A 25,832-nucleotide genomic window follows, 5' to 3' on the forward strand; every position below is an offset into this window, starting at 1 on the left:
GGATCATATCATGGCAGACGTCACCCTTTCCGATATCCGCAAGAGCTACGGCGCAGTAAAGACTATTCACGGCGTCGATCTCGACATCAAAAACGGCGAGTTCGTTGTGCTGGTCGGGCCGTCAGGCTGCGGTAAGTCCACACTTCTGAGAATGATCGCCGGTCTGGAAACAATCACCGGCGGTACCCTGAATATCGGCGATAGGGTCGTCAACGACCTCGACCCGAAGGACCGCGACATCGCCATGGTGTTCCAGTCCTATGCGCTTTACCCGCATATGACGGTTGCGACCAATATGGGCTTTTCGCTGGAGCACCGCGGTGCCAGCAAAGCCGAAATCACCGAGCGGGTGAATTGGGCGGCGGGCATATTGGGCCTTGGCAATCTTCTTGATCGTTATCCGCGCCAGCTCTCCGGCGGCCAGCGGCAGCGCGTCGCCATGGGCCGCGCAATCGTTCGCAATCCGCAGGTTTTCCTGTTCGACGAGCCGCTGTCGAACCTCGACGCGAAGTTGCGTGTCGTGATGCGCGGCGAGATCAAGGCACTGCATCAGAAGCTGAAGACGACCACTATCTACGTCACTCACGACCAGGTGGAGGCGATGACCATGGCCGACAGGATCGTCGTGCTGAACGGCGGCAGGGTAGAGCAGATCGGTGCGCCGCTTGATCTCTACGACCGTCCGGCCAACCAGTTCGTTGCGGGTTTCATCGGATCGCCGTCGATGAATTTTATCGAGGGCAAGATAACGGAGGCGGGCTTCCAAACATCGGGCGTGGTTTTGCCCCTGCCTAAGTCGATAAACACCGCAATGGGGCAGGCTGCCGTCTACGGCATTCGCCCCGAACACTTTCGATTGTCTGACCATCCCGGTCACGCGGGTGTTCCCGCCGAAATCGTGCTCATCGAGCCGATGGGGCCTGAGACGCAAGTGACGATGAAGTTGGGGGGAAATCAGGTAACCGGCGTCTTCCGTGAGCGGATCAATAGTGCGCCTGGCGAAGTGATGCACGTCTCGCCGGAGGTCGGCTCCATTCACCTGTTTTCTGAAGACGGTGATACCCGCCTCAACTAATGACGCGCTCATAACGCGATATGAGTGCTAAGCGAACTTGCGACCGCGTCATACAGCAATCGACCGGTTTGGTGGGGCGATCGATTTCCAATTGCTTAGGGATACTAGGTACGGTCGACAGTTCCAATCCCTTCATCACTGCGAAGCCTCTACGGGCTTGTGCGATCTAACAATTTCGCCCGCTTCGGCGCGGCGCCCGATGATCGCCTCTCGACAAAGGTCGACGCGATCAGGATGCGTCGTGCGTGCACCGGTTGACCCCGCGTTTCGATACGTTCCAGTAGAAGGCGCATCGCTGTCGCACCCATTTCGACCCCCTGGACCTTAATGGTCGTCAGGTGTGGGGAGATCTGGGTTGCCGCGGAGAAGTCGCCGAAGCCGACCACCGACATGTCTTCCGGGATGCGGTAACCCCGCGCCAGGAGTTCGGAAACGGCTGTGAGTGCCAAGCCATCATGGGCGCAAAACAGCGCCGTTGGCGCAATGCCAGCCTTGTGAAGCATTTGCAGCGCGGGGATAAAGCCTCCATCCTCCTTGAACCGCAAATCATGCAAACGCGCATTGGCATGTTGTTCGAGACTTTCGCGCAGGCCGTGATACCGCTCCTTCCGGCCACGAAATCCTTCCTCGCCCTGCAGGAACGCGATGTCCCGATGGCCTAGCCCGTTCAGATAGTCGCCGACTGCGATGCCTGCCTCATGATCCGTTCCCCCGACATGGTCCGCCTGTTCCAGAGGGGAAACCCAGCCGAGCCGCACCACCGGGACGCCGGACAACTTCAGGATATCCAGGGTTCTTTGCTCATGGGGGCCGACGAGAATGATGCCCGCGCTGTCCTTCACCATAGTCTCCACCCTATTGGCGTCGTGCGTCCATTGCAGGCGAACAGGCTGACCGAGACGATGCGCTTCCCGTTGCATACCGTCCTGCAGCATCGTGCGTAGTTCGTAGCTGACGTTGTCGACCCGATCGTGGAAAATCACCGTGATCTCGCGCTGTTCTTCTACAGGCCTAGGGCGGAGATATCCCAGTTTTTCAGCAGCATCTTCGACGCGTTTCCGGGTAGCGTCGCTAACGCCCGGCTTTCCCGAGAGGGAACACGACACCGCGAATTTCGACAAGCCTGTGTGGTTGGCGATGTCCTGCAATGTAATCCGGCCCATGACCATCCTCATCGTCAGACCGGCACGCCGGTCTTGGAAACAAAATTCAACATAACGCTTTACCTAACAAATTACATAATACAAGCTGACAAAAAAGAAGAGATAAAAGCTGCCTTGACAGGGCAATTTGTGGAAACGTGGCGGGACCGATCCTGAGGAGGGGAGGCCATCCTGGCTGCGACGTGAATGGAGGAGGAAAGTCATGCAAGGATTTAGTCGCCGCGCGTTTCTGGCTGCGAGTACTGCCGCTGTTATTCTGCCTGCAATGCCTGCGCTTGCGCAGGTGACTCCCGCCAGGGAGCCGGCCATGCTGGAAGCTTTGGTCAAGGCAGGGAACCTTCCCGCAGTCGCGGATCGCCTGCCGATCAACCCACTCGTCGTAACGCCTCTTGATCGCGTCGGCACCCATGGGGGTGACTGGAACAGCGCGATTGTCGGTGGTGGATCCCTATCAATGCTGTTTCGTTACCAGGCCTACGAGCCTCTTGTTCGTTATGCGCCGGATTGGTCGGGTGTGGTGCCGAACGTCGCAGAGCATTTTGAAAGCAATACCGATGCGACCGAATTCACTTTCAGGCTTCGCAAGGGGATGAAGTGGTCGGATGGAGAGCCTTTCACCACCGAGGACATCCTGTTCTGGTACGAGGATATCTTCGATTATGATGGCCTGAACGACGTTGGCCAGAACCATCTGCGAGCTGGAGGCAAAAAGGCGCGGTTCGAGGCTGTCGACGACGTCACGTTCAAGGTGATCTTCGCGGCACCCAACGGACTATTCCCGCTGCGGCTCGCTTGGGCAAACGACGACCAGACGACGCGTGCACCGAAACATTACCTGAAGCAGTTCCACATAAAATATAATCCGGATGCCGAGCAGCAGGCCAAGGCCAAGGGAGCTTCCGGCTGGATCCAATTGTTCCAGCGTGAAGCTGGTCTCGTCGTCGACAACGAGTTCTTCCAGAACTCGCAGCGCCCGGTCATTCACGCCTGGAAAATGGCAATAGCGCCGGGGCAGAGCACCGACCGCGCGGTTGCCGAACGTAACCCCTATTATTGGAAGGTCGATACCGAGGGCAATCAACTGCCTTACCTTGATCGCATCGTTTACCAGATGGTGGCCGATGCACAGGTCTTGCTGTTGAAAGCCATGCAGGGTGAGATCGACCTGATGGACCAATACATAGCCACCCCAGCCAACCGTGCCGTCCTTTACGACTCCCAGGAACAGGGCAAGTTCGGCCTTTATACGCTGACCTCGACCGAGACCAACGAGATGGTCTTCCAGCTCAACCTCAACCATCCTAACGAGGCCAAGCGAAAACTCTACAACAACAAGGATTTCAGGGCGGCGCTGTCTATGGCACTGGACCGTCAGGCTATCATCGACACTGTGTTCATCGGCCAAGGAACGATCTCGCAGCCCGCCGTCCGGGCGGAAGATCCACTCTACAACGAACGCCTGGCTACACAGTTCACTCAGTACGATCCCGATGCTGCCAACGCCCTGCTGGACAAGATCCTTCCGAACAAAGACGGTGAGGGTTTCCGACAGGATGAAAGCGGCAAACGGGTGACGATCATCTTCGAGATCGATCAGGCGCGCGCAACGTTTCTTGACATCTTCCAGCTCGCGTTGCCAATGTTCCAGGCGGTCGGCGTGGATGTGCAGATGCGAAGCATGGACCGCTCCCTGTGGGAGGTTCGGGTTCGCCAGGGCATCGAGTTCGATGGCACAGCGCATCGCTTCGGTGGCAATGGCGGTATCGCAGCCATCCTCGACCCACGCTACTTCATCCCCAACACGACAGAAGCCCTCTACGCTAAGGGGTGGCAGTTATGGTACCGCGACCCCGCATCCAAGGGAGCGGTCGAACCACCCCAGCCGGTCAAGGACGCGTTGGAACGATATGACCGCGTGCTAGGCTCGCCGGATCCAGAGGTACAACGTAAGTTGATGGCAGAAATTCTCGAGATCGCCGCCGACCAGTTCTATGTCTTCGGCGTCTGCCTGCCGAGCGACAGTTACGGCGTGGTGCGAAACGACATGCAGAACGTCCCCAAGACGATGCCGAACTCCTGGGGTTATCCGACGCCGGGACCTGCGAACCCCGAGACCTTCTTCAAGGCCTGATCACACTGTCTCGTCCCTGTCCTGGAAAGGTCCGGGACGCGTACTTCAACCTGTTGCACGTGCCCCACGGCGCGAAGGCACCCTATTGCCATGGAAAGCCCATATGCTGCATCGACCAAGCGAAGCCGTTGTTTCCACCGATCGTTCTCCTGAATGGTACAAGTCCGCCACCCGCTGGACACAGCTGACATTCGCGGAAGATGATCCCGATAAATACGATCCGGAATTCTGGATCGACGTGTTTCGGCGCACCAAGTCGAACGCAGTGTGCCTCTCGGCCGGCGGCTACATTGCCTACTATCCCAGCGAAATCCCGCTGCATTACGTGTCGAAATTCATCGGCGGCACAGACCCATTCGGCACCATCGTCGAGGGAGCTCGCAAGCTTGGCATGCATGTCATGGCGCGTGTCGACCCGCATGCCATCCACGCGGACGCGGCGGCTGCCCATCCGGAGTGGGTAGCGATCAACCGGGACGGTACGCCACGCGAACACTGGGCCTTCCCCGGCATCTACGTGACCGACGCGCTGGGAAGCTACAACCGCGACTTTACCACCGAGGTCATCCGGGAGATCGTCACCAAATACGATATCGATGCGGTGTTCGCCAACCGCTGGCAGGGGCACGGCGTTTCATACAGCGAAGATAATCAAAGACGTTTCAAAAGCGAAACCGGCTTTGACCTTCCCGCGAAAGCGGATGCCACCGATCCCGCATGGCAGGCATGGGCCGCATGGCGCCGGCGGGTACTCACGGACCTCGTGGTCTACTGGGACGAGACGGTGAAGGCCATCCGCCCCCACGCGAGCTTCATCCCCAACATGAGCGGTTCATCGCTCATGGAGTTCGACCTGTCACTCATCCAGAAGCATTGCCCGATCCTGTTCGTTGACCACCAGGCGCGCCAAGGCGTCGAGGTCGGCTGGTCTGCCGGCCGCAACGGCAAGCGCATCCGCGGGACGTTCCGCGACCGTCCGGTCGGGCTGATCACCTCCATCGGGCCGGAGGAAGAATATCGCTGGAAGGACAGCGTCCAGAGCGGCGAAGAGATCAAGCTGTGGATCCATGATGGCATGGCGCAGGGACTGTTTCCCTGGTTCACAAAATTCAACGCCTGCGTTCCGGATGATCGCTGGGTGCAGCCGGTCGTCGAGGCATTTAACCTGCATGCGGACATCGAGCCACAAATCGAGGGAATGCAGCCGACAGCCGAGATCGCCATCATCGATCCGTCGACGACGCTCAGGCACTGGGCACCAGAAGAGCGGCACATCGCCGAACACAACGATCTCGGTTTCTATCACGCCCTGGTCGAAGCGCGCATTCCGTTCGAGTTCCTCTCCGACCAAGTGATGACCCCAGAAGCACTCGACCGCTTCAAGCTGATCGTACTGGCCAACGCTACATATCTATCCGACGAACAGTGCTTGGCGATTGAGCAATATGTCCAGCGCGGCGGTTCGGTCGTGGCGGCAAGCGAGACCTCGCTCTACGACGAAGTTGGCACTCGACGGGATGATTTCGGTCTCTCGCGGGTATTCGGCGCATCTCTGACATCGGCTCCACGCGGTCCTGTCAAAAACACCTACGTGGCGCTGTCCGGCTCGCACCCTGTCAACAAGGGCTATGAGGGCGCCTCTCGCATCATCGGCGGTACACGTCTGATCGCTGTCGATGCAGATGCGACGGCAGACACCCCGTTCCTCTACGTGCCTGACTTTCCAGATCTGCCGATGGAGGAGGTCTACCCCCGGGAGGCGCCGACCGGAGCCGCCGTCGTTGCACGCGACACCGGCCACGGAGGACGCGTCGTCTACATCCCGTGGAATATCGGCGAGGTCTTCTGGAAGGTGCTTGCTCCCGATCACGGCCGATTGATCGCCAATGCGGTGAACTGGGCGATCGGCAAGGATCATCGCGTCCGGGTCGAGGGCAAAGGGATCATCGATATCGCCGTCTACGAGAGTGAGGACGCCATGGCGATCTTCCTGGTCAACCTCACCAACCCGATGATGATGAAGGGTCCCTTGCGGGAGGTCTATCCGATCGGTCAGCAAAACCTGTCGATCGAACTGCCGAAGGGGCGCAAGCCGGGGGCGATAAAGCTGCTCGTTGGCACTGAAGCGGTTTCAAGCCGTATCGTGGGGAACCGTGTCGAAATCCTGGTGCCTACCATTGAGGCTCTTGAGACGGTTCATCTCACCTGGCAGTCGTGAGCCAAGCAATAGCAGCGGGAGGAGACCATGCTTGCTTATGTGGCGAAGCGCGTTCTGTACATGATACCGACCTTGTTCGGCATGTCGCTGATCGCCTTCATGATCATCCAGTTGCCGCCCGGCGACTATCTGACGTCACTTCTGTCCACCATGGCCGATGGGGGACAGAACCTGGACGAGGCCACGATCGCGCGGTTGCGCACACAGTACGGCCTCGACCAGCCGGTCCATGTTCAGTACTTTGTCTGGATTGGCGGAATACTGACCCGTGGCGATTTCGGCTACTCATTCGAATGGAACCAGCCGGTTTCCACCCTAATTTGGGACCGGATGGGATCAACTTTGCTGATCTCGCTGGCAAGCCTTTTAATGGTATGGGCGATCTCGCTCCCAATCGGCATTTATTCGGCGGTGAGGCGGCATTCGTTCGGCGACCACGCCTTCACGTTGCTGGGATTCATCGGGCTTGCCGTGCCGAACTTCATCATGGCGCTTACCTTGATGTATGCCAGCTATCGGTTCTTAGGGCAAAGCGTGGGCGGCATCTTCTCTCCCGCCTTCGTTGATGCTCCCTGGAGCCTTGCCAAGCTCACGGATATGCTGAGCCACATGTGGATCCCGGTGATCGTCATCGCCATGTCCGGCACTGCCGCCATGATCCGCATCCTCCGAGCGAACCTCTCCGATGAACTAAGCAAGCCCTATGTGATCACGGCTCGCGCCAAGGGACTGCCCGAGCACAAGGTTATCCTGAAATATCCCGTGCGCATCGCGCTCAATCCGTTTGTCAGCTCTATCGGCTGGGTGCTGCCGGACCTCGTCTCCGGTGTGACCATCACAGCGATCGTTCTGAACTTGCCGACCGCCGGTCCTTTGCTCCTGCGCGCGTTGGTTGGCCAGGACATGTATCTGGCGGGCAGCTTCATTCTCCTGATGGGTGTGCTGACGTTGGTTGGGATGCTGATCTCCGACATTCTTCTGGCGGTGCTTGATCCGCGAATTCGGTTCAACTGAGGGGGGCGCCATGTTGATCGACAGAAATTCTACCGCCGTACTCGAGACTGGTCCCGCCGTCAGCCCGCTGAAGTCGGGAGGGAAGGTCAAAACTCTGGAAGCTGCCGGACAGTGGACCCTCATCCGCCGGCGCTTCTTCCGCCACAAGGTCGCGGCTGTCGCCGGCGGCATCATTGTCGTGCTCTACTTGATCGGCGCCTTCGCCGAGTTCCTGGCGCCCGGCCTGCCCAACACGTCCCGGCCCCAGTTCACCTTTGCACCACCTCAGAGGATCTCACTATTTGCGCCGAATGCTGATGGCGAGACCAGGTTCCTGCCACATGTCAAGGGCTACAAGATCGAGATCGAGCCTAAGGCGCTACGCCGTAGCTTCGTTGTCGACCAGACGAAGGTCATACCGATCGGCTTCTTCGTCAAAGGTGCGCCTTACAAACTCTGGGGTGTCATCCCGATGGAGACTCATCTGGTCGGTCCACTGGATGCGCGCGAACCAATGTATCTGCTTGGTTCCGACCGCCTCGGTCGAGACCTGATGAGCCGCCTGATCTACGGAACGCGGGTCTCTATGTCGATCGGGCTCGTGGGCGTGGCGATTTCGCTGTCGCTTGGCGTGATCATGGGAGCAGTTTCCGGTTACTATGGCGGTTGGGTCGATACACTCATTCAACGGATCATCGAGATCGTCAGCGCTATGCCGACCATTCCGCTCTGGCTCGGGCTAGCGGCTGCAATCCCGCTTAGCTGGTCGCCGCTTTCTGTCTACTTCATGGTAACGCTGATCGTATCGCTTCTGAGTTGGACGGGGCTCGCACGAGAGGTCAGGGGGCGCTTTTTCTCGCTGCGCGGCGATGACTTCGTCACTACTGCGAGGCTGGATGGGGCCGGCGAGCGGAGGATCATCTTTCGCCACATCTTGCCGTCGCTCACTAGCCATATTCTCGCAGTCGTGACGCTCGCCATCCCGACAATGATCGTAGCGGAAACGTCCTTGTCATTCCTCGGCGTCGGCCTGAAGCCGCCGGTCGTCAGCTGGGGTGTGTTGCTTCAGGATGCTCAGAACGTCCGCACGGTCGCAACCGCGCCGTGGTTGCTCATCTGGCCCAGCCTCGCGGTCGTGCTCGCGGTGCTGTCCTTCAATTTCTTCGGCGACGGCCTGCGTGATGCAGCCGATCCCTACGACACTTGAGAGGAAGTTCGATGATGAAGCCCAATGCGCTGCTCTCGGTCCGCAATTTGTCGATCGATTTCCACCTCCGGACACATGTGCTCCACGCTGTGCGCGACGTCACCTTCGACCTGAAGCGCGGAAAGACGATGGCGCTTGTCGGCGAAAGCGGTTCGGGAAAATCTGTCACGGCCCGCGGCCTGATGCGGATCATCGACAAGCCCGGCCGTATGACCGGCGGCCAGATCCTGCTCGACGGCCCGGACGGGCCTGTGGATGTCGCCCAGTTTAAGGAGGGGAGCCGCGAGGTGTTGGGCATCCGCGGCGGTCGGATCGGACTGATCTTTCAGGAGCCGATGAGCTCTTTGTCACCGGTTCATACGATCGGCTCGCAGATCGTTGAGGCGGTTCGCCTGCACAAGCGGGTCTCGAAGAAAGAGGCGCGCGTTCGTTGCATTGAGCTGCTGCGCCAGGTCGAAATCCCGCAGCCAGAACTGATGACCGATCGCTACACGTTCGAGTTTTCCGGCGGCATGCGGCAGAGGGCCATGATCGCCATGGCGCTCGCCTGTGATCCGGAAGTGCTAATCGCCGACGAGCCGACGACGGCGCTCGACGTCACGACGCAGGCGGAGATCCTCGACCTCATCAAGCGGCTGCAGGACGAGCGCGGCATGGCAATGCTGCTAATCACCCACGACATGGGGATCGTCGCCGAAGTTGCGGATGAGGTTGCCGTTATGCGCTTCGGCAAGATCGTCGAGCAGGGGCCGGTCGACGACATCTTCCACGCAAGCCGGCATCCGTATACGCGACAGCTTCTCGATGCGACGGTCAAGCTGGAAAGTGGCGCGGCAGGGCGCGCGTTGCCGGCATCGCTCGCTCCGACCGTCGCGCCGGTTCTCTCCATCAGAAACCTGACCAAGATCTACGGCGCACCGTCACGCATGTTTTCGCGCGGCAGCGGTCGCGGCCTGGTCGCCGTCGATGACGCCGATCTTGATCTCTTCCCCGGCGAAAACCTCGGTATCGTTGGGGAGAGCGGCTCGGGCAAGACGACGCTCGGCAGGATGATCCTGCGCATCGTAGAGCCGACGTCGGGTAGCGTCACATACCGTGCCGACGAGGCGGCCTCACCGGTCGATGTCACGACGCTCGGCAAGGCCGATCTGCGGCGCTATCATCAGGATGTGAGGCTGATTTTCCAGGATCCGTTCGCCTCGCTCAATCCGCGCATGACAGTCAAGCAGATCATCGGCGATCCGCTCGTCATCTCCAAGGCCATGTCTGGCAGGGCCCTGGAGGCGCGCGTCGCCGAGTTGCTGGGCAAGGTGGGCCTTGATCCTCTTGCCATGGAACGTTACCCGCACGCGTTTTCAGGCGGTCAGCGCCAGCGCATTGGTATCGCCCGGGCGCTCGCGCTCAATCCCAAGGTGATCGTCGCCGACGAGGCGACCTCCGCGCTCGACGTGTCAATCCGCAGCCAGATACTCGACCTGTTGCTCGACATTCAGAAGCAGTTGCACCTCAGCTTCGTCTTCATCTCTCACGATATCTCGGTCGTGCGGTACTTCTGCGACCGCGTGGCGGTCATGCACAGGGGAAAGGTCGTTGAAGTCGGCGATGCGGAGTCAATCTGCACCAACCCGTCGCAGCCCTACACGAAGCGGCTGATTTCCTCCGTCCCCAATCCGGATCCCCGCAACAAGCGCATGCTTCACCGCCTGCGCGCAGATCAAGTTTGAGCCGTTCAGCATGCCTAAGTTCGCAGCCAATCTTTCCATGCTCTACACCGAGCATTCCTTCATCGACCGCTTTGCCGCCGCCGCTACGGATGGCTTCCGGGCGGTAGAATACGTCAGCCCCTATGAGGAAGCCCCTCAAGCGATCGCCGCCGAGCTGGCACGCCATGATCTGCAGCAAGCCCTGTTCAATCTGCCAGCCGGCAACTGGGCAGTAGGCGAGCGGGGCATAGCCTGCCTGCCGGACAGGGTCGCGGAATTCCAGGCATCCGTGACCAGAGCGATCAAGTACGCGGACGCACTCGGCTGCCGCAAGGTCAACTGCCTTGCCGGCATCGTGCCCGCCGCCGTTGAGCCTGACGTAGCCGAGGCGACGTTCGTAGATAATCTGCGCTATGCTGCCGAACAGTTGGCCGATGCCGGAATCTCGCTGGTCTTCGAGCCGATCAACACCCGCGACATCCCCGGCTACTTTTTGACAACGACGGATCAGGCTGAGCGGATCATGGATCGGGTTGGCCATTCCAACCTACTGATCCAATACGATTTCTATCACATGCAGATCATGCAAGGTGATCTCGTCTCCACCTTCGAGAGGCTGCGGGGCAAGATCGGCCATGTTCAGATCGCTGATAATCCTGGACGCCACGAGCCGGGGAGTGGGGAGATCAACCATGACTTCATCTTCAGGCGCCTGGATGAACTCGGCTACGACGGCTGGGTCGGGTGCGAATATCGACCGGCCGCCGGCACCAGCGAAGGACTGGGCTGGATGAAGGCATATCAGTAAGGAGATTGAGCTTTGAAGATCGGATTTATCGGACTGGGCGTCATGGGCCGCCCGATGGCGCAGCACTTGATCGAAGCGGGCCACGAGCTTTACCTACATCGGGTGAAGCCTGCTTCGACGCATCTTGTCAAGCATGGCGCGACGGCCTGCGCTTCCGCCATGGAGGTGGCGCAGGCTGCCGAAGTCATCATTCTCATGCTGCCCGACACGCCTGATGTCGAAACCGTGCTGTTTGGAGAAGAGGGGGTTGCGCAGGGTCTTAGCAGCGGCAAGCTGGTGATCGACATGAGCTCGATTTCGCCGCTGGCGACCAAGGATTTCGCCGCCCGTATCGAGGCCTGCGGTTGCGACTATGTCGACGCGCCTGTCTCGGGCGGAGAGGTCGGCGCAAAAGCCGCCTCGCTCACGATCATGGCCGGCGGAAAGCCGGAAGCGTTTGAGCGCGCAAAGCCCCTGTTTGAAAAGATGGGCAAGAACATCACGTTGATCGGCGGTGTCGGCGATGGTCAGATCGCCAAGGTCGCCAACCAGATCGTCGTCGCCCTCAACATTCAGGCCGTATCGGAAGCTATCAGGTTTTCCAGAAAGGCGGGCGCCGATCCGACCGTCGTTCGCAAAGCCCTGTTGGGCGGTTTTGCAGCGTCGCGGGTTCTCGAAATTCACGGAGAGCGGATGATTAACGAAGCCTTCGAGCCCGGCTTCCGCATGCGCTTACATCATAAGGATCTGTCGTTGGCGCTGGAATCCGCACGCCTGCTGGAGATTATGCTGCCCAATACCGCAATGGTGCACCAGTTGATGAACAGTGCCCTGGAAAAAGGTCTGGGTGACACGGACCACTCGGCGCTCATTAAGGCATTATGACGTTGCCACCGCGAAGTTCGACCGACAGGAGCAACGCACGATGATCGCAGACCCCCGACTGTTCTTGACATCGCTATATGAAGCGGCGGTAGAGGCCGCCGATCCATTGAGCAGGATCAGGGACCTTCTGCCACCTCCGCCTGTTGGCGGGCGTGTGGTCGTCGTCGGCGCCGGAAAGGGCGCAGCACAGATGGCGCGTTCGCTGGAGAGCCTTTGGTCTGGCCCTCTGACAGGTGTGGTGGTTACGCCCTATGGTTACGAATGCGAGACGCAGTGCATTGAGGTTATCGGTGCGGCGCATCCGGTCCCGGACCAAGCGGGTCTCGATGCTGCCGAGCGATTGAAAGCAGCAGTATCGAACCTCTCGAACCAGGATCTCGTGATTGCACTGATCTGCGGCGGAGGTTCGGCACTCCTGCCCGCGCCGCCGGACGGTTTTGCTCTTGCCGACGAGATTGCCCTGAACGAGCAACTGCTGGTGTCAGGTGCTCCGATCTCAGCGATGAACGGAGTTCGCAAGCATTTCTCGACGATCAAGGGAGGAAGGCTGGCGGCTTTGACAAAGGCGCGGGTGGTGAGCTTCGTGGTGTCAGACATTCCTGGAGACGATCCGGCATTGGTGTCGTCTGGCCCAACAATCCCTAATTTCGGCAGTCGTCATGATGCCCTGGAGATAATTGCACGGTATCGGCTAAAGCTCCCGCAACGAATGCTCGACTTCATTGGATCGGACGCCGCTCGCGCACCGAGCCCGGCGGATGCACCCTTTGCCAGGCACAGCCACCACCTCGTATCCTCCGCCCGCATTTCGCTCGAAATGGCAGCAGCATCTGCCCGCGCCTCAGGAGTAACACCCTTAGTGCTGTCGGATTGCATCGAGGGCGAAGCGAAAGATGTCGGCCGTGTGCACGCGGCCATCGCACGCGAGATCGCATTGCATAATAGCCCGTTTATCCGGCCCTGCGTGCTGTTGTCGGGTGGCGAGACGACGGTTACACTTCGGTCAAAGTGCGGCAAGGGCGGACGGAACGGAGAGTTCGCGCTGTCTCTCGCGCTTGCGATCGATGGTCTCGATGTGTTCGCACTGGCCGCCGACACCGATGGTATAGATGGCTCAGGGGATAATGCTGGGGCATTTGCTGATGGCACCAGCGTCGCCCGCTTCATCGCGAAGCATGTAAACGGCGATGCGAAGCTTTCGGCCAATGACAGTTATGCCGCCTTTGCGGCCGTCGACGATCTTTTTGTCTGCGGACCGACTGGCGTCAACGTCAATGATTTCAGGGCTATACTGGTCCGATAAGGCTCGTAGTGAGTATGGGTCGCAGGTTCGAATCCTTTCAAGACCTTCTGAACTCGAACATTTTTTGGATAGCGATCCTGGAAAGACCCATCTGTTCAGTGCTCCATAAGTGGTTAGGCAGCCTCGTTAACATTCCCGATTGCTAGTTGCTGCATAATCTCTTCAGCACTCTGCGGTCTCCCAAACAGGTAGCCTTGTCCTTCCTCGCATTGCAATTCGGCGAGAATCCGCCGCTCTTCTTCGTTCTCAATACCTTCAGCGACAAGCTTCAGCCCGAGGCCCTGAGCGAGAGAGATTACCGCTTTTACGATCAGAAGAGACTGATGGTCGGTCGTCAGCTTGCGGACAAAAGACTGGTCTATCTTCAGCTTGTCCAACGGGAAACCAGCCATGTAGCTGAGGGATGAATAGCCAGTGCCAAAATCGTCGAGTGCTATGCGAACACCAAGGCTGCGCAACTGCGATATCACGCCCAACAGACGCTCTGTGCCTTCCAGAAATGCGGATTCGGTCATCTCCAGGTGAAGCCGGTGCGCGGCCAACCCGCTTTCCGCCAAAGCTCTCTTAACCTCCGCCAGGATATCCGTCTTGGCAAACTGAATGGGGGAGACGTTAACGGCCACCGTCATATGAGGTGGCCATGTCATCGCAGTCGCGCAGGCATTTCGAAGCGCCCATGTGCCCAAGTCGCACACGACACCACTGCTCTCCGCAACGGGGATAAACTCACCTGGCGAAACCAGGCCAAATTCTGGATGCCTCCACCGCATGAGCGCCTCAGCCCCTACCATCTGTCCCGTAGCGAGATCGACCTGCGGCTGATATGCGAGGAAGAATTCGTCCCGCCTCAGGCTCGAGCGCATCGCCTGTTCGAGCTTTCTGGCTCGAAGTTGATCCTGGGCACGTTTTTCATCGTAGACGATCCAGTTGGAATTGGGGTTAGACCTCGCGTCGATAAGTGCTGCTTCGGCGTGATCCACTGCGGACGCGGCCGGAAGCCTAATGTCGTCGAACAATGAAACGCCCAGACGAGCGTCAACGTAGATTTCGGACCCATCGGCTTCAAAAGGAAGCGCGAACTGTCTCAGGACGGCTTCCGCTTGAATCTCGTGGAAGTCCCGAGTGGGCAGGCTCAGTGACATCGCAAAGCAATCACCATCGACACGGCCCAAATGCGAGACGCGCGAGACGCTGGACAAGCGGCCAGCGATTGCACGCAGCAGCTGGTCGCATGCTGGGCGGCCCAGAGTCGCACTGAGTTCAGGAAATCTGTGCAGTCCAACAGCGACGACAACCTGCGGTTCGATCATGGACTGAAGGCGATTGATGAATTCTCGACGGTTGAGCAGCCCAGTTAATTCATCGACCTGGGAAATTCGAAGGAGGTCCGCTTCGTACTTTCGACGGACGGTAACGTCTCGAGCGATGACGCTTCCCATAAACCCGTAGATTTGCTCGCCCCTATCGTCGAGACGTTCTGAACGAGAAATTGTAATTGATGCTTCAAAACGGGCCTCGAAGCCGCCGCGAACCACTTCGAAGTCCGCGGAAACCGAGTAGGTGGGCGAGTGGCCTGCTCTGAAACGATGGACGGCCTCCTCGACATGCCGCATCAACGCGCTTGGAATAGTATGACGGTGGTCGTCACCTTCCTCATGCTCTAAGTCGAGGTCATCAGCAGACGCACTCCGATCGAGAACGCGAAGGTTTTCATCGAAAACGAGGACGACGTCGTTGCTGTCCGCGATTATGGACTGAAGTGTGTTTTTTGAAGTTTGAAAGTCAGCAACGGCGATCCGGCTTCGAACGTGGGCGAAATTACTTCTCTCGCTGAGGGCGAGTAAGAGAGAGAGCCCGACAAGTAACCAACTGTTTGCTGTTCGCAGTGCATAGGCATCATTGGCTTGCACAATGAATGCGATAGTTTCCATTGCTGAGATGGTTATGACGGCAGTCGCGAAAAAAGCGACGGGACGATACACTTTGAAAGCTACAGCTAGCCCTATGAGCGCCGCTGCGAGGATCAATTCTGGTACTGTCTGATCGACGCCCGAACCCAATCGATGCTGCAAAATCGTTTCGGTCGCCAGGATATGGATCAGGGGGCCCGCCAGAGGGCCGTACATTGGTACTGGGTAGACATCCTTCAGTTCAGTAGCGTAAGCGCCGACAACCACCGCTTTATCGGCGAAAACGCTCGGTGGAACCTTTCCATCTATTAGCTCAGAGGCAGAAAAAGCGGGGATTGTTGAAGGGTCGATGGAATAATCTATGAGATAGGTACCAGCGGTGTCGTCGACTTGTGCCAAGACGGCAGGTACGGACTGCGTCACCCTTCCGTCCAATCGGTCGGCCATTTTGAATGTCGTTATCAGCCCACTTTCCGCAAGTTCAACGTTAGCGAACGCGAGCCAAGCATTTGAGGCGAGGGCGGGGATAGGCCTTGTTACGCTTGTAGACGATCCGGGTACGGCGCTTTCGTGTTGCCGGAATACGGGCAACACAGTGCCTCCGCCGGCAGCAATGAGTGATAGCCTGAGCTTCTCATCTTCCTTGGCGGACGACGGGTTGCTGAAGTCAATATCGAGAAAAACGTCACGAGCACCCGCCGCTGTCAGTCGATCGATGATCTCCGAGTGAATGCCTCGTGGCCAAGGCCAGACGCCGACCGCATCAAGACTTTTCTTATCGATTGCCACGAAGACAACGTCGCCACTCGCCGGCCGTTGCAAAGCTTTGAAACGAAGGCTGGCAATGACATTGTCGACGTAATCGGTGAACGGCTTTACGGCCGTCCAAACTGGCACGGCGCACATAAGAGCGACTAACGCGGCGCGAACAGCGAGTGACGTTTGTACTTTTCTCCAAAAACCCATCACGTCCCCCTAGACACCCGATAGCGACTTTAGTCGTTCCCGTTCCCGTTCCCGTTCCCGTTCCCGTTCCCGTTCCCGTTCCCGTTCCCGTTCCCGTTCCCGTTCCCGTTCCCGTTCCCGTTCCCGTTCCCGTTTCCGTTGCCGTTGCCGTTCCCGTTGCCGTTGCCGTTTCCGTTTCCGTTGCCGTTGCCGTTCCCGTTGCCGTTGCCGTTTCCGTTGCCGTTGCCGTTTCCGTTGCCGTTGCCGTTGCCGTTGCCGTTTCCGTTGCCGTTTCCGTTTCCGTTTCCGTTGCCGTTTCCGTTGCCGTTTCCGTTGCCGTTGCCGTTTCCGTTGCCGTTGCCGTTGCCGTTTCCGTTGCCGTTTCCGTTTCCGTTGCCGTTTCCGTTGCCGTTGCCGTTGCCGTTCCCGTTTCCGTTCCCATTGCCGTTCCCGGCACCATCGTCACTGCTTCCGCTCTTCGAATGGCCAGCACTGTCGGCGCGATTGCTGTTCGTCGAGCCAGACGTCGTAGAGTTTTTTCCAGCGGCCGTGGACTGCGGTTGGCCGTTGAGCGCTGTTGCGCCAACAGCCCGCACGCTAGCCACTGATGGTTCCACGGCACTAATAGAGGGCTTTGAAACAGCCCCGGCGACCGTCATCCCTTTCACCCCATCTACTGCGGCACGTTGACCAGGCCCCAACGACGAGCGTTGACCACTGGCGAATGAACTCACTTGAACGAGGCCACGCGTTACAGAAACGCTCGCAGTTGTCTTTGTGACTGACACGCGAAACGCTGTACCTTTGACGACAGCGGCAAGGTACGGCGTCTGGACTGTCGTATGAGGCCTGCTGCGCTTCTCGATTTCGAGGTCGAGAGTACCGGTCTGTTGGCGAACCTCGGTGGTCTTTTGAAAAAAACCGGAGGTGGTAATGCTTGCCAACGTGTTCGGCTGAAAGGAAACAGACTCCACGCCTCGAGAGAGCTGGACCCTTCCCTTTGGTCCTGTGGAAACCCAAGCCTTATTCGGAATTACATCGCCGACTCTGACTGCGAGCCAAGTTTTCGAATCGGTCGTGTAGTTCACCTGTCTTGTCGTCATAGTGACTTGCCACTCCGTTGGTGCGGCGTGGACAGATTGTCCCATAGCGAAAAGGAAGCTGAAAAGAATGAAAAAGCGATGCATGTATGGTCCCCCGCGGTCGAAGCAGGGAGCCATAGTTAGATTAACAGCTGTTGAATTAGCTCTTTGGAGAAGACGCTAGCCTTAACAAATCGATAGGAAGTTCAGCCCATAGAGCGGCGAAATTTCCGTGATCAATCCGGGGCACACGCTGACTATGCGGGAACGACAGAGCAGGGCGTTTCTGGATAAGAGGGATACGCTATTTACTGAATGCGTTTACCGCCTCATTTCATGTGAGGGCAGAAGAAGGCACACGATTTTGCCCAATCTCAAGATCGTCGGACGGCACAATGTTTCCGTCAGGGGCATTCGCGTCGAGCCTGTTCTTTTCGCTTTTCTTTTTGTTGGTGCTTGCAGGCCGCGTTCCTCGCCCCTGAAGCCTCTCAGATTTTTTCTCGGCCACGCTGTCTAGGGCCTGCTGGACCCGATCATTTCGAATCTCTCTTACCATTTGCAATTCCTAGATGGACACACGGCCAAGCGCGTGGTCGGTCGGCACCGAGGCCTATATCGTCTTCGGCAAGAGGAGCGATGTCGCGAAATTAGCCCATTGTTGCCCGTTAATACTCGCGCAGACACTTTGACCGGTCTAACGTCGTAACGCCGCAGGAGTTGAGAGGAGATCGAAATGCCCGCTAAATGCTCGGGAGTTATCTGTACGCTACCGCACAGCTCAAGAGCCAGTTTCAACTCGAGGCTTCCTGAGATTTCAGATAGTCTCCATGCAGGCTCGATTCGAAGACTGTCGCAGCAGACAACGTTCGCGAATGAAACGCGACGATAATGAGGATCGGAAATGAATTTCGACATGGAAGCCCTGATTGATTGGCAGCAGCTTGGAATGAACGCCCGTGTGCTGGGCCTGTCTAAGGGTGATAATCCCATAGCGGCTCGTATCGCGAACGCGAGCTGTTTACTCGAAAAGGATTCCTGGTTGCAAAAAGCAGAAGCCTGGATATTTGGCTGGAATATCGAAAACGCCGCACGCGCATTTTCTGAAAAGGTGTCCATGGCCGCGTCTACGTAAGCCCCGGATTTTGTTTTTGCGGTCAGAGAGACGGCTTCCCCGACGTCTCGGAGGAATGATGACCTTTGACAGTGTGCCTGCCGCGCAGGTCAATCCTTGTCCTTACTCTCGATTAAAGCGTAGACGTCTTCGACACCGCGACCAGCGTTAGTCAAACCATACGCAGTGGAACCACTTGATAGCGGCGACATTTTCGTACGCAAAATCATCAGGTTGTTCTCATGCGCGAACTTTTCACAAGTCTCTTGCTCGCTACGTGTCTGCTTCCAGTCGCCGCCGGCGGATTAAAGGTAGCGTCAGAGGTCGCGCAGCAGTCAAAGCCTCATTCGTTCACCAATTTGCATGACGAGCCCCTTTGGCCATCCGAGGTAAAGCGAGTTGATCGCAACCAGCAAGCTTACCAACGCCTTCCCGCCGCCCAGTCGGGTAATACGATCATCGCCGAGCTCGAACCCGTTGAGCGCACAACCCGGACGCTCGGGTCGCCAACAGATATTAGCACATCTGACGAACAAAACACATTGCCGAAATCCCTCTCTGCCGAGCTACAAGCATTGAAGTCGCGTGAATGGTGCAGCGCGCGGTACCGCTCCTTCGATCCGGTCAGCAACACCTACCAGCCCTACGGTGGAGGATTCCGCCAACCCTGCTTGCCTCCCACTCCAATCGTACCTGCGCAACAGGTAGTGGGTAATAGTAGTGCTGAAGAGATGAACTCGAATGCGCGTTGGTGTATGCAGAAGTATAGCTCGTATCGTCCCGACGACAACACGTATCAACCCTTCTCGGGAGGCAGAAAACAGTGTGAGCGCCCTGAAACACAGTCTGCTAGCAATTCTGTCCAAAACCCTAGTATCGCACGGTTTTGACGGTTGATACTTATGCTGTGAAACACACCTACATTCAGAATAGTGTGAAAGACTATCGGGAAATTGCGGCTCTCGGCAGCACATTAATGAACTATGGATGAGAAACCCATTGGGGCCAGGGCAAGGTCAGCCACAATTGCTGCCAATCATCTTTTTGGCCACTTGGCAACTCGGACTTTTATCGCCAGCAGGGACTAGACCGAGTTCCGAGACATCTCAGTGATACTGTCGTCAGCATCGTGCAATGCATGGAAGGGAACGCGGTTAGTGTGTGAATCGCATCCGCTTCTGACGCGGACTGGCAGACGCCGTTGCGTCTGCAATGGCGTCATTATTCCCTGTCCGCGATGCACGACTGACGTTGAATAGAACAGCTCGCCGCAAGTTCACGACAATCCTGTCGACAGGCTGATGACGCAAAATTGACAGTGCCACCTCACCGCGATGGCACCGTCCCGTCCGTGCGGCAAAGCCAGGATCAGTCAATAACCTGCACTACACGGCGGCTCGAAGGCTCAATGATCACACGCCGGTCATTGACCACCGCGTACCCGTAGTTCGGATTGTCAGGCACCTGCTGAACAACGATCGTCTGAGGAAGTGGCTCCCCGACGACGACGCGCTCTTCGACGACAACCTGTTCCGTTGGGGCGGGCGCTTCGCGAACATATGTGACTACACGCTGCGGCGGCGGATCGATCGCGGTGCCGACGATCGCGCCAGCAACACCGCCTACAGCGGCACCGACCGGGCCGCCCACGATAGCGCCGGTGACCGCTCCACCGGCGGCGCCATTCACCGTGGACTCCTGTGCAAAAACTGATCCTGCGACCAGAAGGGTGGCGCCGACCAAAACAACCTGTCTCTTAAACATTGCGTTCTCCTCCTTGCGCTATTTGCGCGTCTGAGAACGTTGAGCCGGGTAGTTGGTTCCCGTATCTGTTTACTTGTAGACTACAGTCGGCACGTCAAAAGTTAAGGGGTTTCTTCACTGCACAGCCAAAATGTTAGGAACGCCGCAAATGTTCATTTGTGGCGCGGATATATGGCATTTGCCAAGTTCGTCCTCTCGGGTACGATCGACAAAATTGCTGCCTTTTTTCCACGGCGGAAACAGTTTCACTGTCCCGGCACGGACGATTAATAGCTTTCGCAGCGCTACTGCAGTATGTCGACGCTTTGAATCTCATCAAGAGCTGATATGGGCATCTGGCTCATTCGGTTGACAAGGCTACAATACATCCATTAATCTGGATATATGGAAAATAACGACGCAATTGCCGCCCTTTCTGCCTTGGCTCAAAACACCCGCCTTGAGACGTTTCGTCTGCTCGTGCGTCACGAACCAAATGGCGTCCCAGCAGGCGAACTTGCCCGGCTGCTCGATGTCCCGCAAAACACTATGTCCGCGCATCTCGCGACCCTGTCTCGTGCGGGGCTGGTCAAAAGCGAGCGGCAGAGCCGGTCAATCATTTACCGAGCCGACCTCGACGGACTGCGTGACCTAACCTTGTTCCTGGTTAAGGACTGCTGTGGCGGTTCGACTGAGCTTTGTGCGCCCCTCATCGCCGAGCTCACGCCCTGCTGCGAACCGCGGGCGAAGCCATGTTGAGCACGGTCACCCTTATCGAGGTGCCCGGTCAGGACGAGGGCTTCCGCGTGGCGCTCCATGCCGCGGGCTTGCCTACCGATGACATCGAGGACGAAGGTCGGACGTTTTTCAGAGCCGTTTCCGACGCTGGCCATACGATCGGCTATGCAGGTATCGAGCGCTGCGCGGGCGACGCTCTATTGCGATCTGTCGTCGTGCTGCCTGAACATCGTAGCCATGGTCTCGGACGGGCGATCATCCAGGAGACCTTGCAGAGAGTCGACTGCATCGGCGACGTTTTCCTCGCGACGACGAGCGCCGCGCCGTTCTTTTCTACTCTCGGATTTACCGAGGTGCCTCGGACCATCGTGCCGGCAGCGGTACTCGCGACCCGCCAGCTGTCTTCTATTTGCCCGTCGTCGGCGACCATCATGAGGTTCAACCGGCCCCCTACCTAACGCGGACAATGACCATGACTGACAAGACCTGCAACGTGCTGTTCGTCGGCACGAACGATATCGCTCGCTCTATTTCCACCGACGCCATCCTCGGCGGACGGCCCGTCACTACCGCAAGGAAAGTCCACCTGATGTCCACTTTCGAACGATATCTGACCGTTTGGGTCTTCCTCTGCATTGCGGTGGGCGTTGCCCTCGGCCACCTGATGCCCGGCGTCTTCCAGGTCATCGGCGGCGCCGAGATCGCCAAGGTCAACATCCCCGTGGCGATCCTGATCTGGCTGATGATCATCCCGATGCTGCTCAAGATCGATTTCCGGTCGCTGACGCAGGTCGGATCCTACTGGCGCGGGATCGGCGTCACGCTGATCATCAACTGGGCGATCAAGCCGTTCTCGATGGCTCTGCTGGGATGGTTGTTCGTCGGGTGGCTCTTCCGACCCTATCTGCCGGCCGACCAGATCGACTCCTATATCGCGGGTCTGATCATTCTTGCCGCAGCGCCCTGCACGGCCATGGTCTTTGTCTGGTCGAACCTGACACGGGGCGAGCCGCTGTTCACCCTCTCACAGGTTGCCTTGAACGACGCGATCATGGTCGTCGCCTTTGCGCCAATCGTCGGCCTGTTGCTCGGCCTGTCGGCCATCACCGTGCCCTGGGGGACGCTTGTCCTATCGGTCGCGCTTTACATCGTGGTTCCCGTTATCATCGCACAGGTGCTGCGGAGCTACCTGACGGCCGATGGCACAACAGGCGCGCTCGACCGCTTGCTTGGGAAGCTGCAGCCGGTATCGCTCGTCGCGCTCCTCGCCACGCTCGTGCTGCTCTTCGCCTTCCAGGGCGAGCAGATCATCGTCCAGCCGACTATTATCGCATTGCTGGCCGTGCCGATCCTGATCCAGGTCTACCTGAACTCGGGGCTGGCCTATCTTCTGAACCGCCTCGCGGGCGAGCGCCACTGCGTCGCCGGACCCTCCGCGCTCATCGGTGCTAGCAACTTCTTCGAGCTCGCAGTCGCCGCCGCCATCAGCCTGTTCGGGTTTCAGTCGGGCGCGGCACTTGCCACCGTCGTCGGTGTCCTGATCGAGGTGCCTGTGATGCTCTCGGTCGTCTGGATCGTGAACCGCTCGAAGGGTTGGTATGAGGCATCACCGGCCGTCTCCCGCAACACCATCATCGAAAGGTCCTGACCATGGACGCCACCATCTATCACAATCCCGCCTGCGCCACGTCTCGCAACACGTTGGCGCTGATCCGCGCCGCCGGGATCGAACCCACCGTCATCGAGTACCTGCAGAACCCGCCGTCGCGCGAGCAGCTCTCGAAGATGATCGCAGATGCAGGCCTGACGGTCCGCGAAGCGATCCGTGAGAAGGGTACGCCCTATGCGGAACTCGGCCTCGAGAATCCGGACCTCACCGATGATCAGTTGCTGGACGCGATGATCGCCACCCCCATCCTGATCAACCGGCCACTCGTCGTCACGCCGCTTGGCACCAGGCTCGCTCGTCCTTCTGAGTTCGTGCTCGACATTCTGCCGGTTGATGCTTTCAAAGGACAATTCACCAAGGAAGACGGCGAACAGGTCCTCGACCAGGAAGGAAAGCGCATTGTCTGAGACATTTCCCGCACTGCACGACGACCATCTTCAGCCGATCGCGCCAGAATCGCTGCGGCCAGCATTCTCGACGCACAAGCCGAGAATCCTGATCCTGTATGGATCGCTTCGGGAGGTGTCTTATAGCCGTCTCCTTGCCTTCGAAGTCCGTCGGCTGCTCGAACGCCTTGGATGCGAGGTACGGATATTCGATCCGGCCGGATTGCCGCTCCCGGACGAGACACCCGTCAGCCATCCCAAGGTTCAGGAGCTGCGCGACCTGACGCAATGGTCGGAAGGCCAGGTCTGGATCAGCCCAGAGCGACACGGCGCGATGACCGGGATCATGAAGGCGCAGATCGACTGGATCCCGCTGTCGCTCGGCTCCGTCCGCCCGACGCAGGGCAAGACGCTGGCGGTGATGGAGGTTTCAGGCGGCAGCCAGTCCTTCAACGCCGTGAACCAGTTGCGCATTCTCGGCCGCTGGATGCGCATGATCACCATTCCCAATCAGAGCAGCGTTGCGAAGGCGTTTCAGGAATTTGACACCGATGGCCGTATGAGGCCGTCGTCCTATTACGATCGCGTCGTCGATGTCTGCGAGGAATTGGTCAAGTTTACCATCATGACCCGCGATGCGTCGTCCTACCTCACCGACCGATATAGCGAACGGAAGGAAGAGGCGGCAGAGCTGGAGAAGCGGGTTTCGCTCAAGTCGATCTGATAGCTCGGGCGTCAAAGCATCTGAAGGAGAACGGTGACAGCCGCCATAAGCACCACGACGATCCATGGAGATGTTCTCCAGACAACCAGCAGCAAGAAGCCGGAAAGTGCTTTAGCAAAGTCCACCGGCGTCAGTACGGAGCTCGTCCAGACTGGATTGTACAAGGCAGCGCCCAGCACGCCGACGACTGCGGCGTTCGCACCGCGCATCGCAGCTTGTGCCAAGGGTAGCCGGTTCAACGCTCCCCAGAAGGGAAGAACGCCAACCAGGAGCAGGAAGCCGGGTAGGAAGATCGCTACCAGGCAGATCATGGCCCCGATAAGCCCGCTAGGAGCTGGGTCCATAACAGCCCCAAGATAAGCGGCGAACGTGAACAGCGGGCCGGGAACCGCCTGAGATACTCCATAGCCAGCAAGGAAGGTGCTTTCGGGCACCCAGCCCGGATGAACGACCTCCGCTTGTAAGAGCGGCAGAACGACGTGTCCCCCGCCGAACACCAGCGAGCCCGACCGATAGAAAGCGTCGAAGAGGTTCAGCGATTGCGAGCCGCTGCTGGCCGCAATTACGGGCAACAAAAGGAGGAGCGCTGGGAATGTCACCAGGCAGACAACACCTGTCGTCCTTGGGATAGGGAAGGAAAGGTTTCCGATTGTCTTGCTGTCGGGCTCACGACAGAGGACGAGACCCGCCAGCGCGCCGACTATGATGGCGATAAGCTGTCCGAACACGCCGGCGAAGGTGACGGCGATGGCTGCAGCAAGAGCTATGCCTGCGCGTGTGCGATCAGGCGTCAGCGATTTTGCCATTCCCCAGACGGCTTGGCCGACGACTGCCACGGCGACCAGTTTGAGACCGTGTAGCAAGGCGTGGCCGACTGGTTTGTCGAGCGCGGTCGCAGCCATCGCAAACAGGACAAGGATGATCGCTGACGGAAGAGTAAAAGCGCTCCACGCGGCGAGTGCTCCCAGTGGGCCGCCGCGCATGAGACCGAGCGCAAATCCGACTTGGCTTGAAGCAGGTCCGGGAAGGAACTGACAAAGCGCGACAAGATCGGCGTAAGCCTTCTCATCTAGCCACTTTCGACGAATGACGAGTTCGTCGTGGAAATAGCCGAGATGGGCGACGGGGCCGCCGGAGGATGTCAGGCCTAGTTTCAGGAATGCCCAAAGCACTTCGGATGCGGACCCATGAGGGCGTAAAGCTGTTTGATCCTCAGTTGCCATAGCGTCCAATCCCACAGCCCCAAAATTCCGATGTGATGGCTCTACAACTTTGCTGATGACAGAATTACGACAGCCTTGTCTCCTGCCAACTTGCGCTAGCAATGGGCGAACGAAGACAGGGCCACAGCATGGATCAACTGCTTCACAAACGAATGCTGCAGCTCCTTCGTTGCTGCTAACAGCGGCGCCGCCGCATTCATTGAAGGCTGGCCCACTCCGTTTCCGTTTTCGAAGAGATAGTTAATCAGTCCGTCTGATGTTCGTTAGCCGGACGATCTGCCGATATTGGCCATCAAGACTTCGGCAGCGAGACAAAAAATGATGGTGGACGACTACCGCCAGAAATCTGAGACGGCTCTTCCTTGCAACTTAAAAAGCGACGGCGACTGCATAGAGTATCCACATGTCTGAGTATCAGTTTCGGATACTTCAGATGAGATTTGCATTGTGCTACGGCGAGCCACAGCTCGGTATCCGCTGAGATCGTTACGGGTGATATGCATCGCTGCTCACGATCCAAACGACAACCGAGCTAGATGCGCAGACAGTCAGCCTATCCCGGGCTAGTTTATCCTAGCTGGCGGGAGCGAAACATCAGATACCGTCTGATCGTGGTCCGTCGTGCGTTGCTGCCCCGCCTTGTGGAGGCTTATGGCCCCGGCCGTGACGACGACAATTGCAATCAAACCGATGAGATAATACTTCCGGTCGTTTTTCACTGCGTGGGCTCCCGTGAACTGAGACGGTCGGGACGGTGCAACATGCGCCGGCCGGGTCAACGCGCCTTCATTGGATCTGCGGTGTTCTCCGCAACCCGAAGATCGATGCACCGATCT

General features: G+C 58.3%; 21 protein-coding genes and 1 pseudogene. 16 read left to right on the forward strand and 6 right to left on the reverse strand.

The window, feature by feature from the left end; genetic code table 11:
• Positions 1-10 precede the first annotated feature (10 nt).
• Positions 11-1,075 (forward strand): sn-glycerol-3-phosphate ABC transporter ATP-binding protein UgpC, encoded by a 1,065-nt coding sequence (gene ugpC, locus EDF70_RS24560; protein WP_132279047.1) that lies wholly within the window; start codon positions 11-13, stop codon positions 1,073-1,075.
• Positions 1,076-1,224: 149 nt separating this feature from the next.
• Here ugpC and EDF70_RS24565 read toward each other — a convergent pair whose 3' ends face one another.
• Positions 1,225-2,238 carry a LacI family DNA-binding transcriptional regulator gene (locus EDF70_RS24565; protein WP_132279050.1) on the reverse strand — a complete coding sequence of 338 codons (1,014 nt, stop codon included), beginning with the start codon at positions 2,236-2,238 and terminating at the stop codon, positions 1,225-1,227.
• Between the two features lie 202 nt (positions 2,239-2,440).
• Between EDF70_RS24565 and EDF70_RS24570 the strand changes: the two genes are divergently transcribed.
• From EDF70_RS24570 to EDF70_RS24605, 8 genes are all read left to right on the forward strand, one after another.
• Positions 2,441-4,369 carry an ABC transporter substrate-binding protein gene (locus EDF70_RS24570; protein ID WP_132279053.1) on the forward strand — a complete coding sequence of 643 codons (1,929 nt, stop codon included), beginning with the start codon at positions 2,441-2,443 and terminating at the stop codon, positions 4,367-4,369.
• A gap of 103 nt (positions 4,370-4,472) precedes the next feature.
• A complete protein-coding gene (locus EDF70_RS24575) occupies positions 4,473-6,587 on the forward strand; it encodes a family 10 glycosylhydrolase (protein ID WP_132279056.1) in 2,115 nt (704 codons plus the stop codon).
• A 27-nt stretch (positions 6,588-6,614) separates the two neighbouring features.
• The gene (locus tag EDF70_RS24580) at positions 6,615-7,601 is read left to right on the forward strand and encodes an ABC transporter permease (protein WP_132279059.1); all 987 of its coding nucleotides are present in this window, start codon (positions 6,615-6,617) and stop codon (positions 7,599-7,601) included.
• Between the two features lie 10 nt (positions 7,602-7,611).
• The gene (locus EDF70_RS24585; RefSeq protein ID WP_132279062.1) at positions 7,612-8,787 is read left to right on the forward strand and encodes an ABC transporter permease; all 1,176 of its coding nucleotides are present in this window, start codon (positions 7,612-7,614) and stop codon (positions 8,785-8,787) included.
• 11 nt (positions 8,788-8,798) lie between these two features.
• A complete protein-coding gene (locus tag EDF70_RS24590) occupies positions 8,799-10,511 on the forward strand; it encodes an ABC transporter ATP-binding protein (RefSeq protein ID WP_132279065.1) in 1,713 nt (570 codons plus the stop codon).
• Positions 10,512-10,521: 10 nt separating this feature from the next.
• A complete protein-coding gene (gene otnI, locus EDF70_RS24595; RefSeq protein ID WP_132279068.1) occupies positions 10,522-11,298 on the forward strand; it encodes a 2-oxo-tetronate isomerase in 777 nt (258 codons plus the stop codon).
• Positions 11,299-11,310: 12 nt separating this feature from the next.
• Entirely contained in the window at positions 11,311-12,162 is an 852-nt protein-coding gene (locus EDF70_RS24600) for a 2-hydroxy-3-oxopropionate reductase (RefSeq protein WP_132279071.1), read from the forward strand.
• 40 nt (positions 12,163-12,202) lie between these two features.
• A complete protein-coding gene (locus EDF70_RS24605; RefSeq protein ID WP_132279074.1) occupies positions 12,203-13,465 on the forward strand; it encodes a glycerate kinase in 1,263 nt (420 codons plus the stop codon).
• A gap of 113 nt (positions 13,466-13,578) precedes the next feature.
• Here the strand turns inward: EDF70_RS24605 and EDF70_RS24610 are convergent, their stop codons facing one another.
• Positions 13,579-16,341, reverse strand: a complete 2,763-nt coding sequence (locus EDF70_RS24610) for an EAL domain-containing protein (RefSeq protein WP_132279077.1) — start codon at positions 16,339-16,341, stop codon at positions 13,579-13,581.
• On the opposite strand from EDF70_RS24610, the gene EDF70_RS30735 reads away from it, so the two are divergent.
• The gene (locus EDF70_RS30735; protein WP_348639735.1) at positions 16,311-16,928 is read left to right on the forward strand and encodes a hypothetical protein; all 618 of its coding nucleotides are present in this window, start codon (positions 16,311-16,313) and stop codon (positions 16,926-16,928) included. The genes EDF70_RS24610 and EDF70_RS30735 overlap by 31 nt on opposite strands.
• Positions 16,929-17,066: 138 nt before the next feature.
• Here the strand turns inward: EDF70_RS30735 and EDF70_RS30740 are convergent.
• Positions 17,067-17,540 (reverse strand): annotated as a pseudogene (locus tag EDF70_RS30740) (FecR domain-containing protein); the annotation flags it as partial.
• A gap of 196 nt (positions 17,541-17,736) precedes the next feature.
• Positions 17,737-17,958: a hypothetical protein gene (locus EDF70_RS24620; RefSeq protein WP_132279083.1), complete on the reverse strand. Its 222-nt coding sequence runs from the start codon at positions 17,956-17,958 to the stop codon at positions 17,737-17,739.
• 345 nt (positions 17,959-18,303) lie between these two features.
• Here EDF70_RS24620 and EDF70_RS24625 point away from each other — a divergent pair, with 345 nt between their 5' ends.
• Positions 18,304-18,534, forward strand: coding sequence for a CrpP-related protein (locus tag EDF70_RS24625; protein WP_132279086.1), 231 nt, complete (start codon positions 18,304-18,306; stop codon positions 18,532-18,534).
• A 1,347-nt stretch (positions 18,535-19,881) separates the two neighbouring features.
• Here the strand turns inward: EDF70_RS24625 and EDF70_RS24635 are convergent.
• Positions 19,882-20,277, reverse strand: coding sequence for a DUF1236 domain-containing protein (locus EDF70_RS24635; RefSeq protein ID WP_132279092.1), 396 nt, complete (start codon positions 20,275-20,277; stop codon positions 19,882-19,884).
• A 384-nt stretch (positions 20,278-20,661) separates the two neighbouring features.
• Between EDF70_RS24635 and EDF70_RS24640 the strand changes: the two genes are divergently transcribed.
• The 5 genes from EDF70_RS24640 (at position 20,662) to arsH (ending at position 23,773) form a co-directional block, all read left to right on the forward strand.
• Positions 20,662-21,015 carry a metalloregulator ArsR/SmtB family transcription factor gene (locus EDF70_RS24640; protein ID WP_132279095.1) on the forward strand — a complete coding sequence of 118 codons (354 nt, stop codon included), beginning with the start codon at positions 20,662-20,664 and terminating at the stop codon, positions 21,013-21,015.
• Positions 21,009-21,452 carry an arsenic resistance N-acetyltransferase ArsN2 gene (gene arsN2, locus EDF70_RS24645; RefSeq protein ID WP_132279098.1) on the forward strand — a complete coding sequence of 148 codons (444 nt, stop codon included), beginning with the start codon at positions 21,009-21,011 and terminating at the stop codon, positions 21,450-21,452. The genes EDF70_RS24640 and arsN2 overlap by 7 nt, the downstream gene beginning before the upstream one ends.
• 131 nt (positions 21,453-21,583) lie before the next feature.
• The gene (gene arsB, locus EDF70_RS24650) at positions 21,584-22,642 is read left to right on the forward strand and encodes an ACR3 family arsenite efflux transporter (RefSeq protein ID WP_132279333.1); all 1,059 of its coding nucleotides are present in this window, start codon (positions 21,584-21,586) and stop codon (positions 22,640-22,642) included.
• Positions 22,643-22,644: 2 nt separating this feature from the next.
• Positions 22,645-23,070: an arsenate reductase (glutaredoxin) gene (gene arsC / locus EDF70_RS24655; RefSeq protein ID WP_132279101.1), complete on the forward strand. Its 426-nt coding sequence runs from the start codon at positions 22,645-22,647 to the stop codon at positions 23,068-23,070.
• Positions 22,997-23,773 (forward strand): arsenical resistance protein ArsH, encoded by a 777-nt coding sequence (arsH, locus tag EDF70_RS24660; RefSeq protein ID WP_165932126.1) that lies wholly within the window; start codon positions 22,997-22,999, stop codon positions 23,771-23,773. The genes arsC and arsH overlap by 74 nt, the downstream gene beginning before the upstream one ends.
• Before the next feature lie 11 nt (positions 23,774-23,784).
• On the opposite strand, the gene chrA is transcribed toward arsH, so the two are convergent.
• A complete protein-coding gene (chrA, locus tag EDF70_RS24665; RefSeq protein ID WP_132279104.1) occupies positions 23,785-24,996 on the reverse strand; it encodes a chromate efflux transporter in 1,212 nt (403 codons plus the stop codon).
• Positions 24,997-25,832 lie beyond the last annotated feature (836 nt).

Origin of the sequence: Neorhizobium sp. JUb45, assembly GCF_004343585.1 — a bacterium.
In the GTDB taxonomy this organism is placed as follows: domain Bacteria; phylum Pseudomonadota; class Alphaproteobacteria; order Rhizobiales; family Rhizobiaceae; genus Neorhizobium.